Source organism: Methylobacterium sp. D53M (assembly GCF_053345625.1).
In genome coordinates this window covers 59,279-73,003 of sequence record NZ_JBKFAL010000019.1, presented here as the reverse complement: position 1 = coordinate 73,003, position 13,725 = coordinate 59,279, and the positions used below count along the sequence as shown (strand labels likewise).

General features: G+C 71.9%; 17 protein-coding genes. 9 read left to right on the top strand and 8 right to left on the bottom strand.

The features are described from left to right. Window positions 1–41 precede the first annotated feature (41 nt). Window positions 42–251, bottom strand: a complete 210-nt coding sequence (locus ACLBYG_RS23085; protein ID WP_091981529.1) for a hypothetical protein — start codon at window positions 249–251, stop codon at window positions 42–44. A 223-nt stretch (window positions 252–474) separates the two neighbouring features. Here ACLBYG_RS23085 and ACLBYG_RS23080 point away from each other — a divergent pair, with 223 nt between their 5' ends. Then, window positions 475–1,389 (top strand): manganese catalase family protein, encoded by a 915-nt coding sequence (locus ACLBYG_RS23080; protein ID WP_010685278.1) that lies wholly within the window; start codon window positions 475–477, stop codon window positions 1,387–1,389. 61 nt (window positions 1,390–1,450) lie between these two features. Here ACLBYG_RS23080 and ACLBYG_RS23075 read toward each other — a convergent pair whose 3' ends face one another. Both ACLBYG_RS23075 and ACLBYG_RS23070 read right to left on the bottom strand, forming a co-directional pair. Then, window positions 1,451–1,741, bottom strand: a complete 291-nt coding sequence (locus ACLBYG_RS23075; protein WP_026605349.1) for a hypothetical protein — start codon at window positions 1,739–1,741, stop codon at window positions 1,451–1,453. Between the two features lie 281 nt (window positions 1,742–2,022). Then, entirely contained in the window at window positions 2,023–2,241 is a 219-nt protein-coding gene (locus ACLBYG_RS23070) for a hypothetical protein (protein WP_020095860.1), read from the bottom strand. Window positions 2,242–2,653: 412 nt separating this feature from the next. On the opposite strand from ACLBYG_RS23070, the gene ACLBYG_RS23065 reads away from it, so the two are divergent. The 4 genes from ACLBYG_RS23065 (at window position 2,654) to ACLBYG_RS23050 (ending at window position 3,700) form a co-directional block, all read left to right on the top strand. Further along, window positions 2,654–2,821 (top strand): hypothetical protein, encoded by a 168-nt coding sequence (locus ACLBYG_RS23065; RefSeq protein ID WP_020095859.1) that lies wholly within the window; start codon window positions 2,654–2,656, stop codon window positions 2,819–2,821. Beyond that, a complete protein-coding gene (locus ACLBYG_RS23060) occupies window positions 2,814–3,161 on the top strand; it encodes a hypothetical protein (protein ID WP_447683031.1) in 348 nt (115 codons plus the stop codon). Before ACLBYG_RS23065 ends, ACLBYG_RS23060 begins: the two co-directional genes overlap by 8 nt. Before the next feature lie 91 nt (window positions 3,162–3,252). Beyond that, a complete protein-coding gene (locus tag ACLBYG_RS23055; RefSeq protein ID WP_132368208.1) occupies window positions 3,253–3,447 on the top strand; it encodes a hypothetical protein in 195 nt (64 codons plus the stop codon). Window positions 3,448–3,466: 19 nt separating this feature from the next. Further along, window positions 3,467–3,700 carry a hypothetical protein gene (locus ACLBYG_RS23050; RefSeq protein ID WP_056524217.1) on the top strand — a complete coding sequence of 78 codons (234 nt, stop codon included), beginning with the start codon at window positions 3,467–3,469 and terminating at the stop codon, window positions 3,698–3,700. Window positions 3,701–4,420: 720 nt separating this feature from the next. Here the strand turns inward: ACLBYG_RS23050 and ACLBYG_RS23045 are convergent. Next, window positions 4,421–6,535 carry a prolyl oligopeptidase family serine peptidase gene (locus tag ACLBYG_RS23045; RefSeq protein ID WP_447683030.1) on the bottom strand — a complete coding sequence of 705 codons (2,115 nt, stop codon included), beginning with the start codon at window positions 6,533–6,535 and terminating at the stop codon, window positions 4,421–4,423. Between the two features lie 410 nt (window positions 6,536–6,945). Between ACLBYG_RS23045 and ACLBYG_RS23040 the strand changes: the two genes are divergently transcribed. Both ACLBYG_RS23040 and ACLBYG_RS23035 read left to right on the top strand, forming a co-directional pair. Continuing rightward, window positions 6,946–7,497: a lipocalin-like domain-containing protein gene (locus tag ACLBYG_RS23040; protein WP_244527019.1), complete on the top strand. Its 552-nt coding sequence runs from the start codon at window positions 6,946–6,948 to the stop codon at window positions 7,495–7,497. A 66-nt stretch (window positions 7,498–7,563) separates the two neighbouring features. Beyond that, on the top strand, window positions 7,564–7,998 hold the full coding sequence (locus tag ACLBYG_RS23035; RefSeq protein WP_056524205.1) for a YybH family protein: 435 nt from the start codon (window positions 7,564–7,566) through the stop codon (window positions 7,996–7,998). A gap of 45 nt (window positions 7,999–8,043) precedes the next feature. Here the strand turns inward: ACLBYG_RS23035 and ACLBYG_RS23030 are convergent, their stop codons facing one another. The 3 genes from ACLBYG_RS23030 to ACLBYG_RS23020 all read right to left on the bottom strand — a co-directional run bounded on the left by ACLBYG_RS23030 (window position 8,044) and on the right by ACLBYG_RS23020 (window position 11,785). Then, window positions 8,044–9,450, bottom strand: a complete 1,407-nt coding sequence (locus ACLBYG_RS23030; RefSeq protein WP_020096171.1) for an MFS transporter — start codon at window positions 9,448–9,450, stop codon at window positions 8,044–8,046. A gap of 83 nt (window positions 9,451–9,533) precedes the next feature. Then, complete coding sequence (locus tag ACLBYG_RS23025) at window positions 9,534–11,057, bottom strand: aldehyde dehydrogenase (protein ID WP_447683029.1); 1,524 nt, start codon at window positions 11,055–11,057, stop codon at window positions 9,534–9,536. 95 nt (window positions 11,058–11,152) lie between these two features. Continuing rightward, a complete protein-coding gene (locus tag ACLBYG_RS23020; protein WP_447683028.1) occupies window positions 11,153–11,785 on the bottom strand; it encodes a GntR family transcriptional regulator in 633 nt (210 codons plus the stop codon). A 126-nt stretch (window positions 11,786–11,911) separates the two neighbouring features. On the opposite strand from ACLBYG_RS23020, the gene ACLBYG_RS23015 reads away from it, so the two are divergent. Beyond that, entirely contained in the window at window positions 11,912–12,697 is a 786-nt protein-coding gene (locus tag ACLBYG_RS23015) for an alpha/beta fold hydrolase (protein ID WP_056524196.1), read from the top strand. Window positions 12,698–12,793: 96 nt separating this feature from the next. Next, window positions 12,794–13,033, top strand: coding sequence for an Lrp/AsnC ligand binding domain-containing protein (locus tag ACLBYG_RS23010; RefSeq protein ID WP_012329666.1), 240 nt, complete (start codon window positions 12,794–12,796; stop codon window positions 13,031–13,033). A 58-nt stretch (window positions 13,034–13,091) separates the two neighbouring features. Here the strand turns inward: ACLBYG_RS23010 and ACLBYG_RS23005 are convergent, their stop codons facing one another. Beyond that, a complete protein-coding gene (locus ACLBYG_RS23005; protein WP_020096176.1) occupies window positions 13,092–13,700 on the bottom strand; it encodes a helix-turn-helix domain-containing protein in 609 nt (202 codons plus the stop codon). Window positions 13,701–13,725: the final 25 nt, after the last annotated feature.

The following is a 13,725-nucleotide window of genomic DNA, read 5'->3' as shown; positions in this document are numbered from 1 at the left end:
CCCGCCCCACCTCCGCGCCCGGTCGGTGCGCCGCCGAACCGTCAGGCGGTCAGGGCGGCGGGGGCCTGCCGGTGCCCGGCCTCGGCCCGCCACGCGTCGCGCTCGGCCTCCAGGCCCTGGATCCGGGCATGGAGCTGCCCGGCATCGATGGCCGTCTCCATCAGCATGTCCTGCGCGCTGGCGAGCTGCTCGCGCAGCTCGGAATTCTCGGTCACGAGGGTCAACAGGATCGCCGCCACGTCGTCGCCCATTCGTCCACCTGCCTCACCGTCCGGGGTCGCGGCTGGTAGGACCGGCATGGTTACCGCTCCGGAAAGGATGGCGGCCGGGCGCCCGCGCCGAGGCCACTGTCCACAGCCGGATGGCGCCGGCCGCCGGGAGGCCGCCCGCGGGCCGCCCCGTCTCAGCCGCAGGAACAATCGTCCGTGCGGGAAGATGCCGTCATGCGCACCCCGCGCGAACGGAGCTGCTCGCATGTTCATGAAGCTCGACCGCCTTCAGGCCGAACTGCCACAGCCGAAGAAGCCCGATCCCAACGCGGCGGCCGCGCTGCAGGAGCTGCTCGGCGGCAAGTACGGGGAGATGTCGACCCTCGGGAACTACATGTTCCAGAGCTTCAACTTCCGCAACAAGTCGAAGCTGCGCCCCTTCTACAGCCTCGTGTCGAGCATCTTCGCCGAGGAGCTCGGGCACGTGGAGCTGGTCTCGACCGGCATCGCGATGCTCAACAACGGCCCCGGCGACGACACCGAGGAGGTCGACGTCTCGAAGGCCCCGTTCCACGACATGCAGGACATCCGGCTCGCCGGCAGCTTCCTGAGCAACGGCGGCGGCGCGACACCGGTCAATTCCAACGCGCAGTCCTGGAACGTCGACATGGTGACGACGACGGGCAACATCATCATCGACCTGCTGCACAACTTCCACTTGGAGTGCGGCGCGCGCCTGCACAAGCTGCGCGTCTACGAGACCCTGAAGGACCCGACCGGCCGCGAGGTCTGCGGCTACCTGCTCGTGCGCGGCTCGGTGCACGCGCACGCCTACGCGCTGGCGCTCAAGAAGCTGACCGGCGTCGAGATCGAGAAGATGCTGCCGACCCCGAACATCGTTCTCGACAAGATTCCGGAGTGCCAGAAATATCTGCAGGAGGGCTCGCACCGGCGCCTCTACCGCTTCAGCCCGGACGACTACAAGGAAGCGGCCGGCGTCTGGTCGAACGACGAGGTCGCGCTGCCGGGGGATCCGCCCGGCAACCTGGAGGTCGTCGACGGCCTGCCGGAGGGCGGCAAGATCCCGGAACTCGACGGCAATTACGGGGCCTTCGCGCCCAACTACGCCCCCGAGGAGATCTTCGAGATCGCCAGCAAGCTCTACAAGAAGGGGCGCTGAGGCGCGCTGAGAACCGGGCAGGGCCCCGCGGTCTCAGAACCGCGGGCCGCGCCGTCCCCGGTCAGTACCAGTCGTCGTCGTCGGCGGGCGATCCCGGCGGGAGGGGGCCGTCACCCATCACGCCGGGATCCCCGTAGTTGAACGGAGGTCCGTCGAAGCCGACCACACCGTCCGGATTGTCCGGCGTCACGTTGGGGTCGACCTTCAATTCGGTATCCTCGCGCCCGAGCCGTTGATCGAGGCGATCCATGCGCTTGAGATCCTGCTGGATCGGGATGTCCTGCTGGGCCTGCGCGACGATCGCGGGACTTGCGAGGGCGAACACCAGCGCGGCGACGGTCAAGCGTGTCATAGCAATCGGCCCTTCGCGTCCCGGCGCGCTCCTGAAGTCGATGCATACCGTGGACGGACCACCGAGCATAGCATTGACGGCCGTCAACACTAATCGCGCGTGCATGTCGACCGGGCGCGCGCTCGGCGAATGCGCGTCGCCGCCCGGCCCGACCGGATCGAGATCTGCTATCGCGCCGTGAGACGTGCCCTCCCCGCCAGGCATCATGCGGGCACCGTGCAGGCCTCGTGCAGGTCAGATCGCGGAAGGCCGGCAATCCTGCGGGCGCCGGGCCTGACCGGTCAGCGCGGCTGGCGGCCGGCCGGGCCGGCGACGTGCGGGCCGGCGGAGCGGTCGGCCGGCACGGGCCGGTGGTAGGTGACGGAGATCTCGGGCAGCATCACCGCGGTGACGTCGGACAGGCCGTGGCGTGCGGCGGATCCCTGCGCGGAGGCGGGCGTCGCGAGGGCGGCGGCGAGGGTCGCGGCGAGCGCGGCGGCAGCGAACAGGCGGACGGTCATGGCAAACCTCTTCTGACTTCGGCACGAAGTCATCCGGTCAACTGTCGCGAGTGAGGAAGATCGTCGTTCCGGCGGTCTTGATCGCCTCGGCTCTGTCGGGCCGAATGTCATCCTTCAACATGGATGTTAGGCCGGCGGTTGCCGCGAATGCGTGCGACGCCGCACAATCGTCAGTATCGGATCGAGCGCGAGGTCTCTTCGTCGCGCCGGACCGGCCCCTTTTGGGCGCGCCCGGCACCGCGGCTCGATCCGGCGCGGCGACGGCCGGCATCCGCGACTCGCGGGCGCGCCGGGGCGCTCCCGCCGGGATTTCGTGAACGGACGTTCGCTTTCCGTACTCATGTGGCATCGGAGTGGCAGCCGGCGCGCGACGGCTCCGCTACGGTGCGGACGTCTCCCTGAGGCGCCCTCGATGCTCATCCCCGCCCCGACCATCCGCCGTCTCCTCATGCTGGGGCTCGTGCTCGTCGCCCTCGTCGCGCTCGCGGACGGCGTGGCCCGCCACGAGTTGCGCACGGCCGCGCGCGCGATGACCCTTGCCGACGCGGCCCCGCAGACGGAGCGCGCGTCGGATGAGTAGGCGCTCGCCCCTCGCGGCCGGCCAGGCGCTCCTCGCGGCCCTGGCGGGGGCCGAGCCTGCCGCGGCGCTGGCAGCGGAGCCGGCCGACCTGCCGGGCCTGGAGCGGGCGTGGCACGGCTGCGTCCGCGAGGCCTTCGACCAGCAGCCGGCGCACCGGAGCAGGCCCGGCCGGGAGCGGGGCGCCCTGGACGCGTGCAAGCCCCAGGAGGACGCCTACGTGGCGGCCCTGATGGCCGCCCGGCCGATCGACGCGAACCGCCCTGCCCTGGCCTGGGCGCGGACCTGGATGGCCTACGTGGTGGATCCGCTGAGGGACTGGATCGCCGCGCTGCATCGCTGAGCTGTCCCAGCCGCGGCTGGGCGGATGTCGGGCGCGGACGGCCGCCCGCGCGGGGCGGGACGCAAGCAGGTCTCGCGCAGCTCTACCGAAGGTGCGCCCCGAGCATTCGCGCCAGTATTGTGCATCCCTTTCCGATGTTCGCGCGTTCCAATCTCGAACCGGCCGATATTTCGGTGCGATTGTCGACATAGAGGAGGCGCGAATGCTGCGCGGTGGATTGCTGTGGCTGCTGGGAATCCCGCTGCCGATCATCCTGTTGCTGTATTTCCTCGGCGTGTTCCACTAGGTCGCGGCGGACGGTCGTCGTGCCCTACACGGTCGAGATCACTACGCCGCCGGTGCGGATCGACGGCGCCGAGCAGGCCTCGCGGATGTATCAGCTGCCGGACCCGTTCAGCACGCTGGCCGAGGCCAAGGAAGCGGCGATCGCGCATATCGGCGGCCTCGGCCTCGATCCGGCCGGCATCCTCTACACCGTCTTCGATCGCGAGGGGTTCACGGTCGCCTCCAACGCGGATCAGCGCGCCGAGGCCGGATAGAGCGGGCCGGCGGATCAGGGTCCCGTCCCGCTCTGCGGGGCCCTCCGAGCCCGGAGGCGGCCTCCCTGCCCGCCTCCGGCCGGTGCGCGGCCCGGGATCCGTGCGCGAGCGGCGGCCCTGCAGGTGTTCCGGGACACGCCGGACCTGAAAGCTTGGGCGTACATCGGGATCACACCGCGAACACAGTCGCGAACCCGATGGAGACGACGATGACCTGGACCAACCGCATCGCCCTGGCGGCGACCCTGATCGCCGGCGCGGTCGCCCTCGTGACCTACGCGCAGGCCCTCAGCCTACCGGCCCATTTCGCGTGAGCGAGACGGGCCCGGCGGCCGTCTCGCCCACCGTCGCCGCCTGAATGCGCGCCGAACGGTTCCGCGGCGCAGCGTGACTCTTCGCACCGCACGCAGCCGGCCGATCCGGCATCATCATTGCAGTCGGTGATCCCGGGTCTCGCCCGAGACCCGCTGCTCGATGAGAGGCGTGCACGACATGGTCCTGAAGGGCTTCTCCTACGCGATGATCGGCGCCTTCCTGGGCGGCCTCGCGATGACGGTGACCGGCTCGGCCGGGGTGCTGATGGGCTTCTGAGCCGCGGCGGTCCTCGAGGCCGCCCCGGGCGACGGACTGCCCGAACGGACGGCGGGAACGGCGGGGCGAGAGCCCCGCCGTTCCCGTATGCGGACCCGGACGATGCCGCGGTTCGGGTCGAGGCCGTGCTCACGCGACCGGGTCATCCCATCCGATGGCGCGGCGCAGGAAGGTGAGCCCCAGCGCCCGGAACGCCGCCGTCTGCTCGCTGTCCTTGCCGGCGCCGTGCCCGCCGGTCGCGGGCTCGTAGAAGGCGACGTCGCAGCCGAGGACGCGGAGCTTCTGCGCCATCTTCCGCGCGTGGCCGGGATGGACCCGGTCGTCGCCGCGGCTCGTGGCCAGCAGGATCGGCGGGTAGGCCCGCCCGGCCTCGGCGGCGTGGTAGGCGGAGATGCCGGACAGGAACGCCCAGTCCTGCGGGTCGTCCGGATCGCCGTACTCCCCGATCCAGCTCGCGCCGGCCAGGAGCTTCGTGTAGCGGCGCATGTCGATCAGCGGGATCGTGCAGGCCAGCGCCCCGAACCGCTCCGGGTAGCGGGTGAGCATGTTGGCGATCAGCAGGCCTCCGTTCGAGCCGCCCTCGGCCGCGATCCGCCCCGGCCGCGTCACGCCGCGGGCGACGAGATCGGCGGCCACCGCGGCGAAGTCGTCGTGCGCCCGGGCCTTGCCCTCGCGCCGGCCCGCGTGGTGCCACCGGGTGCCGAACTCGCCGCCGCCGCGGATGTTGGCGGTCACGCAGGTGCCGCCCCGCTCCAGCCAGAGCTTGCCCAGCACGGGCTGGTAATCCGGCAGGCGCGAGAGCCCGAACCCGCCATAGGCCGTCAGGTAGACGGGGGCCGCACCGGTCTCGGCTTCCGGCCCGACCTGGCTCCCGACCTGGACATAGGGAACGCGCGTCCCGTCCGCCGACACGGCCTCGTGGCGCGTCACCCGGATGCCGCGCGCGTCGAAGGCCGGGGGCGCCCGACGCAGGACGGCCGGGGCATCGAGCGCGGGCGGGAAGGCGAGCAGCGCCGGCGGCGTCACCGGGTCGTGGGCCAGCGCCAGCAGGGCTCCGTCCGCCCGCTCCGGATCGCCGTCGAGGGGCCAGAGATGGACGGAGCCGAGGGCGGGCAGCCCCGCGAGGGGCCGCTCGGTCCAGCCGCCCGGCCCCGGCTCGAAGACCCGGTAGGTGGGACGCAGGTCCTCGAGCACGTCCACGATCAGCCGCCCGGCCGACCAGAACACCCTCTGCAGGGCGAGCCGCGCGTCCGGCCGCCAGAGGACCGTGAAGGCGCGACCTCCCGCCAGCAGGTCGGGGAGCGCGATCGCCAGCACCGTGTCGGTGTCATGCGCGACGCCGTCCACCGTCCAGGGCCGCCGCAGCCGCACGGACAGGTGGTCGCGGTGCAGCTGGACCCCGGCATGCGTGGGCAGGTCGAGGCGCGCGCGCAGGCCGCCACGATCGCCGATATGGACAGCCGCGTCGAAGAAGCCGAGCTGCTCGACGACCGTGATCCGCTCGGTCCCGGTCTGCCGGTCGGACGCGCCCCAGACCGCCATGCTGGTCTCGGCGGTCTCGAACAGGACGGACGCGTCGCGCGGGTCCGTGCCGCGCGGCCAGAGCCGGACGGTGCGCGCGTAACCGGACCGCGTGGCCATGCCCGGGCCGAGGGCGCTCGACAGGAGCACCGTCTCGCGATCGAGCCACGTCGCGCCGCCCTTGCCCTCGGGCAGGACGAAGCCGTCGGCCACGAAGGTGCGGGTGTCCAGATCGAACTCGCGGATCACGGCCGCGTCCTTGCCGCCGCGGCTGAGGCGGACGAGGGCGCGATCGAGCGCGTCCCTGAGGATCGTCGCCCCGGCCCAGACCCAGTCCTCGCCCTCGGTCGCCGCGAGATGGTCGAGATCGAGCAGGATCTCCCAGTCCGGGACCGCGGCGCGGTAGCCGGCCGCGTCGACGCGCCGCCACAGGCCGCGCGGATGCGCGCCGTCCGTCCAGAAATTGTAGAGCCAGGCGCCGAAGCGCTGGACGAACGGGATGCGGTCCGGCCGGTCGAGAAGCGCGCGGGCGATGTCGCGGTCGCGGAGGAAGCCGGCATCGCCGTAGCGGGCGAGCGTCTCCGCGTTGCGCGCCTCGACCCAGGCGAGCGCGTCGGGCCCGTCGACCTCCTCCAGCCAGACGTACGGATCGTCGTCGGGCCGCGCGAGGGTCGGCCTGGGGTCGGGGTGGGGGTCGGGGTGGAGGTCGGTTGCCGCGGACATCAGTGGGAGCGTAGCCCCTGCGCGCCACCCTCGATAGGCGCGCGGCATTCTCCCGATGAGCGGTCAATCGTCTCGGACGCGCAGATGTTCGCACGCCTCGCGCAGGTGGAAAGGACGATCCGGACACGCGGATCAGGACGTTTCCGCATGCGGGCGGCCGATCTCCTTCCCGAACGTCGCCTCCGCGCGCGCCGTCGACTCGGCCGGCAGGCCGCGCAGGTCTCTCGGGCGCATCTATACTTATCTTTCCAGCATCATTCGGACCATATCAGATTTTTGACTGTTTTCGTTTTTATCAAATCAGCACATATGCCTTGCATTCGCACCGATCATGGTATTCAATGATGGTTCGGTCGCGTACGGTCTGGTTCGTGCTCTGAGTCCCCATGGCCTTACCGAGGGTCGCTGCGATGCGCGTCGTCGAACAGGGGTTGCGCAGGTCTCGGCTCGCCGAGGCGGCGATGGTCGGCGTCGCGGGCGCCGCCGTCCTGGTCTCGGGTTGTCTCGGCATCTCGCCCGGGTGGGCGGTGGACGCGGACGCGGTCGTCGGGACCTGGCGCCTCGCCGCGGCCACGCGCCGGATCGTGGACACGGGAGAGACCATCGACGCCTACGGCGGCCCGAAGCCGACCGGGTGGATCCATTACGGCCGCGACGGGCGCATGATGGTGGTCTGCGCCCACGAAGGCCGGGAGCGGCCGATCGCCAACGACAAGATGTCCGACGCGGACCGGATCAAGCTCCACAAGACCTTCTTCGCCTATGCGGGGACCTACCGGCTCGAGGGCGACCGGATCGTCCACGACATCGACACGTCCTGGAACGAGGCCTGGACCGGGACCTCCCAGGTCCGGCACGTCGCGCAGGAGAACGGGCGGCTCGTCCTCACGACGGTGCCGTTCAAGTTCAACGTCGACGGCAGGATGAGCGTCATCACGCTCACCTGGGAGAAATACCCTTAGTCAAGATCCGGAGCTCCCGCGCCTTCGCACCGTGATCGACCAGAACACTTCACGATGGAGGAAGACATGCTGCGCCCCCACGTCCTGCACGCGACCGTATTCGCTGTCGCCCTGATGACGCCGAGCCTGTGCCGGGCGGACACCGTCCAGGCCGACGCGCAGAGCGCCGCGAGCCAGTGGGACGCGGCGTATAACGGCGGCGACATGGACGCGCTGGCCAAGCTCTACACGCCCGACGCGATCGTCGTCACGAAGGGCGCGCCGCAGACCAGCGACGGCATCCAGAAGTTCTTCGCCGGGCTGAAGGCGAAGGGATGGGACGAGCACAAGACGACGGTCAAATCCGCGCTGCCGAAGGACAACCTGCTCATCGTGTCCGGCCGCTGGGAGATGACCGGCCCCGGGGACGGGGGCGCGAAGAAGAAGTTCGAGGGCAACTGGGTGAACGTGCTGGAGAAGCGCGACGGCGCCTGGCGCACGGTCCTGCACACCTGGAACTGATCGCCTCGCCCGGCCGGGGACGGCCGGGCGGAGCGCCTCCCGGTCTCAGTGGATCGGGCGCGGAACCGTGCCCCGCGCCCGGGCGGCCGGGCCGCCCTCGGCCGGCGCGACGCCGGCCTCCAGGCTCTCCAGGCTCTGGCTGCGCGGCTCGACGCCGAAGGCCGCGACCGCCACGATCTGCAGGGCGAGCAGCCCGATCATCAGGCCGGTCACGCCCGCGATGCCGTAGGTCTCGAACAGGGTGACGACCAGGAAGGGCGTCACGATGGTCGCCCCGCGCCCGACCGTGTTGCACAGGCCCGACGCCCGCAGGCGCACCTCGGTCGGGAACAGCTCGGGGATGTAGATCCCGAACAGCAGGGCCACCAGCACGTAGATCGGCACCGTCAGCCCGAACCCGACCAGCGGCAGCAGGACCGGGTCCAGGGTCATCGGGTAGAGGATCCCGAACAGGATGGCCGTCGCCGAGGCGCCGATGATCGTCGGCTTGCGGCCCCAGCGGTCGGCGGTCAGGGCGCCGATGGCGCTGCCCACCGGCGCGCCGAGCCCCATCAGCAGCGCGTAGCCGAAGGAGGTCGCCACCGAGAGGCCCTGCCGGATGAAGAAGGTCGGCAGCCAGGTCACGAAGCCGTACAGCAGGGTGTTGATCACCACGAGGCACAGGCAGCCCAGCAGCAGGCGCGACAGCAGCGGCGGCCGGAACAGGGCGGCGAGCCCGAGCTGCGTGACGGGCGCGGCCGCGGCGGCGGGCGGCAGCGGCGCGCCGCGGGCCGCCTCGGCCTCGATCGCGCGCATCAGCGCCTCGGCCTCGGCGTGGCGCCCCACGGCCTCGAGCCAGCGCGGCGATTCCGGCAGGCTCTTGCGGGCGTACCAGACGGCGAGCGCCCCGAGGCCGCCCAGCGCGAACATCGCCCGCCAGCCGAAGGTCGGGATGATCAGGTAGCCGATCAGGGAGGCGGCCGGCAGGCCCGTGACGACGAACACCGCCATGAGGCCGAGGAAGCGCCCGCGCGAGCGTGCCGGCACGAACTCGGTCATGGTCGAGTAGCCCACGACGTTCTCGGCCCCGAGCCCCACGCCCATGATGAAGCGCAGCACGATCAGCACCGTCATGTTGGGCGCGAAGGCCGCCCCGATGGCGGCCAGCCCGAAGACCAGGAGGTTGGCCTGGTAGGTGAAGCGGCGCCCGTAGCGGTCGCCGAAGAAGCCCGTCAGGAACGAGCCCGCCATCATCCCCACGAAGGTGGCCGAGACGAACCACGCGTTCTGCGGCAGGGTCGAGAAGCCGCTCTTCAGGGTCGCGCCGAGCACGGTGGCGGCGATGTAGATGTCGAACCCGTCGAAGAACATGCCGATCCCGATCAGCCACATGATGCGGCGGTGGAACGGGCCGATCGGCAGGCGGTCGAGGCGGCCTCCGGCGTTGACCGCCGGGCTCACGGCTTCGGACATGGGGCGTTTCCTTCCTCGGGTTCGGGGCCGGCGCGGAAGGGGTCCGTCTGGCGCGGACCTCGCATCCCCCGCGCCGCCGGTCGTCAGTTCAGGCGGCGCTGGCCGGCCGTGTCGCGGTACCAGTCGAAGGGCCCGTCGCCGGTGGCGACCATCACGCTCTTCACGTCGAAATGGTCGTTGAAGCTCTCGATCCCGCACTCGCGGCCGAGCCCGCTGTCGCCGACCCCGCCCCAGGGCGAGGCCGGGTCGAGGCGGTGGTGGTCGTTGATCCAGACGATGCCGGCCTTGACCGCGTGCGCCACCCGGTGGGCCCGGGCGACGTCGCGGGTGCGCACGGCCGCGGCGAGGCCGAAGGGCGAGTCGTTGGCCAGCCGGAGCGCGTCGGCCTCGTCCTCGAAGCGGGTCACGCTGGTGAAGGGCCCGAACACCTCCTCCTGGAAGATGCGCATGTCGGCGGTGACGTCCGCGAACACGGTGGGCTCCACGAAGTAGCCGCCCTCGAAGCCCGGCACCCGGGCCGCCCGCCCGCCCGCCACCGCGCGGGCGCCCTGGTCGCGGCCGTAGCCGGCATAGGCGAGGACGCGGTCCCGCTGGCGCTCGGAGATGACCGGCCCGAGCTGGGTCGCCGGGTCGAAGGGGTCGCCGAGGCGGATCGCGGCAGTCTTGGCGGCGAGCCGCTCCACGAACTCGTCGTAGATCGAGGCCTGGACGAGGTGGCGGCTGCCGCACACGCAGGTCTGGCCGGCGCCGATGAAGGCGCCGAAGGCCGCGTAGTTCACCGCCCGCTCGACGTCGAAGTCGTCGAACACCATCACGGGGGTCTTGCCGCCGAGCTCCATGGTCTGGTGGGCGAAGACCTTCGCGGCCGCCGAGCCGGCGATCCGGCCGGCCTCGGTGCCGCCGGTGAGCACGAGCTTGTTGATGTCGCCGTGCTCGGCCAGCGCCTTGCCGGTCGAGGCGCCGAGTCCCAGCACGATGTTGAACACGCCCGGCGGCAGGCCGGCCTCGGTGAAGATCTGCGCGAGCTTCAGAGTCGTGAGCGGCGTGTACTCGGAGGGCTTGACCACCGTGGTGCAGCCGGTGGCGAGCACCACCGCCAGCGACTTGCACAGGATCATCAGCGGGTGGTTGAACGGCGTGCAGTTCGCCACCACGCCGATCGGGGTGCGGCGGGTGTAGTTGAGGTAGTTGCCCTCGACCGGGATGACGTCGTCGCGCCGCGCCAGCGCCACGCCCGCGAAGTAGCGGAAGAAGTCCGGCAGCCGCGAGAGCTGCGCCCGGGTCTCGTTGACCGGCCGGCCGTTGTTGGTGGTCTCCAGCCGGTAGAGCGTGTCGAGGTTGGCCTCGAACGCGTCGGCGAGCCGGTTCACCAGCCGGGCGCGCGCCCGGATGTCCATCCCGCCCCATTCCCGGCCCTCGAAGGCCGCCCGGGCCGCGCGCATCGCCCGGTCGACGTCGGCCGGCCCCGAATTGGGGATCCGGGCGATCACCGCGCCGGTGGCGGGATTGCGCACGTCGATCAGCGTCCCGTCGCCGGCCTCGACCTCGCGCCCGTCGATGAAGTTGCCCCGTGTTTCGACGGTCGGTTCCGGCGCGTGCAGGGTCATGGCGTCTCTCCCGTGTCGGGTCCGTTGTCGGGCCGGGTCGGGCCCGGTGTCGTGTTCGACCGCGTCCCTCGGCTCCGCGCCGGGCGCGGGCTCGTTCAGAGGACGATCGCGCTGCGTTCCAGGGCGGTCAGGATGCGGCGCTCGGCCTGGGCGACGTGCGCGCGCACGAGGCGGCGCGCCCCGCGCCCGTCGCGCCGCTGCACGGCGTCGATGATGGCGGCGTGCTCGTCCACCAGCTGCGCCGGGTCGCGCCCGCGGATGCCGTCGAGGCTGACCCGGACGAGCCGGTCCGCCTGCTCGACGAGGTCGCGCACGGTCGCGGCCATGCGGCGGTTCCCCGACGCCTCGGCGAGGGCGATGTGGAAGGCGCGGTTCTCCGCGATGAAGTCGGCGCCGTCCGCGACGGCGCGGAACGCGTCGAGGGACGCCAGGACGGAAGCGGGCGCGCCGGCCGCGGCCTCGGCCGCGCAGGCCGGCTCCAGGGCGAGGCGCATGCGCAGCAGATCGCGCGCGTCCGCCACCGAAATCGCGTTGATCTGATATCCCTGACGCGCGTAAACCGTGACGAGCCGCTCGCGCTCCAGGCGCAGCAGCGCCTCCCGGACCGGCTGCCGGCTCACGGCGTAGCGCTGGGCCAGTTCCTGCTCGCGCACCTCCGCGCCGGGGCGCAGGACGCAGGCCAGGATGTCGGCACGGATCGCCGCGTAGATGTTGTCTCTGAGCAGCACGCACGGCCTCGTTCGATCGACACATGCTGCCATTCGTGAAATATCACGTCAACCGGATTGCGAGCGAACGCGTCGGATGCGACAGCGTCGTGGAGCCGCCGGCAGAGGCGGCGGGGGAGGTCTCGGATGCAGGCGATGTTCGCGGATGGCCAGGTCGCGGTGACCCTGTCCGGCGAGGGCCCGCCCCTCGTCCTGCTGCACTCGCTGCTCGCCGACCGGACGAGCTTCGACCGGGTCACCCCGGCGCTCGGCCGCGACTTCCGGCTCCTCCTCCCCGACCTGCCCGGGTTCGGCGCCTCCGCGCCCGCGCCGGGCGGCCTCGAGGCCGTCGCCGACCGGGTCGGCGCGGCATTGCGCGCGGCGGCCGGGGGCCGGCCGGCGGCGGGGCTGGGCAACGGCTACGGCGGCTTCGTGCTGCTGCTCTGCGCCCTGCGCCACCCCGACCTCTTCGACCGGCTCGTCTTCGCCGATTGCGGCGCCTGCTTCCCGGAGCCCGGCCGAGCCGCGTTCCGCGGCATGGCCGGCGCGGCGGCCGAGAAGGGGCTCGCGGCGCTCGCCGACACGGCCATGCGCCGGCTGTTCGCGCCCGCGTTCCAGGCCGCGCACCCGGACCTGATGGCCGAGCGCCGGGCCGCCTTCCTGCGCACGGACGTCGACGTGTTCCGGGCGGCCTGCGCGGCCCTGGCCGGCCTCGACCTGCGCGCGCGCCTCTCAGAGATCCGCGCGCCGGCGCTGGTGCTCGTCGGGGAGGAGGACGAGGCGACCCCGCCGGCCATGGCCCGCGAGCTCGCGGCCGGGCTGCCGGACGCGCGGTTCGTGACGCTGCCGGACTGCGCCCACGTCCCGCAGCTCCAGGCCCCCGAGATGTTCGCCCGCGAGGTCCTGGCGTTTCTCCGGCCGGGTGCCGCCTGAGCGGACGCGCGGAACGGTGCTAGGTTCGGCCGCTCCGGCGGGGTCGGCGGCCCCGATCCGCGCGGCCGCGGCGGCGCGCCATCCAGCGAGACGGACATGAAGACATTTTTCGTGCAGATCAAATGCGAGATCGGCAAGACTTACGCCGTGTCCGACGCGCTCGTCGCGATGGAGATCGCGTCCGAGATCTACTCCACGGCCGGACGGTTCGACATCATGGCCAAGTTCCACGTGGACAACGGCGTCGATATCGGGCTGTTCGTGAACGACTTCCTCCTGCGCCTCGACGGCGTGAAGGATTCCGAGACGATCATCGCGTTCAAGGCCTTCCACTGACGCGCCCGACCGGGACCGGCGGCCGGCCCCGCGCGCCGCGGACGTCCGGGGCGCCGGCTCAGCGGACGCGCGACGGGTCGATCACCAGGAAGTACTCGCACGCCTCTGTGCCGACGTTGGTGAAGGCGTGCCCGGCATCGGCCTCGAAATACAGGCTGTCGCCGGTCTCCATGATGACCGCGCGCTCGCCGATCACCGCCCGCAGGCGGCCGCGCAGGACGTAGATGTACTCGGACACGCCGCGGCGATGGGCGGTGAACTCGCCGGTGCTGGCGCCGGGCGGCAGCGTGTTGAGCACCCAGTCGATGCCGCGCCCGGGCAGGACCGGCGAGATGCAGCGCCGCAGGTAGCCGGACGCCTCGTCGCGCAGGATCGGCTGGCGGCTCGCCGGGATGACCAGGATCTCGCGCTCCGTCGCGGGCGCCATCAGCCGCGAGAAGGTGACGCCGAGCGCCTCCGCGAGGCGGGACAGCACCACCGTCGACGGCACGGCCTCGGAGCGCTCGATCTTGGAGATCATCGAGCGGCTGACGCCCGAGCGCGCCGCCAGCGTCTCCAGCGACAGGCCCTGCTCCCTGCGGCGCCGTCGGATCTCCTCGGCGATGTGGATCTGCGGGGACGTCTCCGTCGCTGCCGGGTCCGCCCCGATGATCGTCCTCGCCGTCATGCCCCGTCTTCCGCGCCCGCGTCCG

Coding starts and splice junctions, on each gene's coding strand:
- ACLBYG_RS23085 (WP_091981529.1), bottom strand. CDS start 251: ATGGGCGACGACGTGGCGGCGATCCTGTTGACCCTCGTGACCGAGAAT.
- ACLBYG_RS23080 (WP_010685278.1), top strand. CDS start 475: ATGTTCATGAAGCTCGACCGCCTTCAGGCCGAACTGCCACAGCCGAAG.
- ACLBYG_RS23075 (WP_026605349.1), bottom strand. CDS start 1,741: ATGACACGCTTGACCGTCGCCGCGCTGGTGTTCGCCCTCGCAAGTCCC.
- ACLBYG_RS23070 (WP_020095860.1), bottom strand. CDS start 2,241: ATGACCGTCCGCCTGTTCGCTGCCGCCGCGCTCGCCGCGACCCTCGCC.
- ACLBYG_RS23065 (WP_020095859.1), top strand. CDS start 2,654: ATGCTCATCCCCGCCCCGACCATCCGCCGTCTCCTCATGCTGGGGCTC.
- ACLBYG_RS23060 (WP_447683031.1), top strand. CDS start 2,814: ATGAGTAGGCGCTCGCCCCTCGCGGCCGGCCAGGCGCTCCTCGCGGCC.
- ACLBYG_RS23045 (WP_447683030.1), bottom strand. CDS start 6,535: ATGTCCGCGGCAACCGACCTCCACCCCGACCCCCACCCCGACCCCAGG.
- ACLBYG_RS23040 (WP_244527019.1), top strand. CDS start 6,946: ATGCGCGTCGTCGAACAGGGGTTGCGCAGGTCTCGGCTCGCCGAGGCG.
- ACLBYG_RS23035 (WP_056524205.1), top strand. CDS start 7,564: ATGCTGCGCCCCCACGTCCTGCACGCGACCGTATTCGCTGTCGCCCTG.
- ACLBYG_RS23030 (WP_020096171.1), bottom strand. CDS start 9,450: ATGTCCGAAGCCGTGAGCCCGGCGGTCAACGCCGGAGGCCGCCTCGAC.
- ACLBYG_RS23025 (WP_447683029.1), bottom strand. CDS start 11,057: ATGACCCTGCACGCGCCGGAACCGACCGTCGAAACACGGGGCAACTTC.
- ACLBYG_RS23015 (WP_056524196.1), top strand. CDS start 11,912: ATGCAGGCGATGTTCGCGGATGGCCAGGTCGCGGTGACCCTGTCCGGC.
- ACLBYG_RS23010 (WP_012329666.1), top strand. CDS start 12,794: ATGAAGACATTTTTCGTGCAGATCAAATGCGAGATCGGCAAGACTTAC.
- ACLBYG_RS23005 (WP_020096176.1), bottom strand. CDS start 13,700: ATGACGGCGAGGACGATCATCGGGGCGGACCCGGCAGCGACGGAGACG.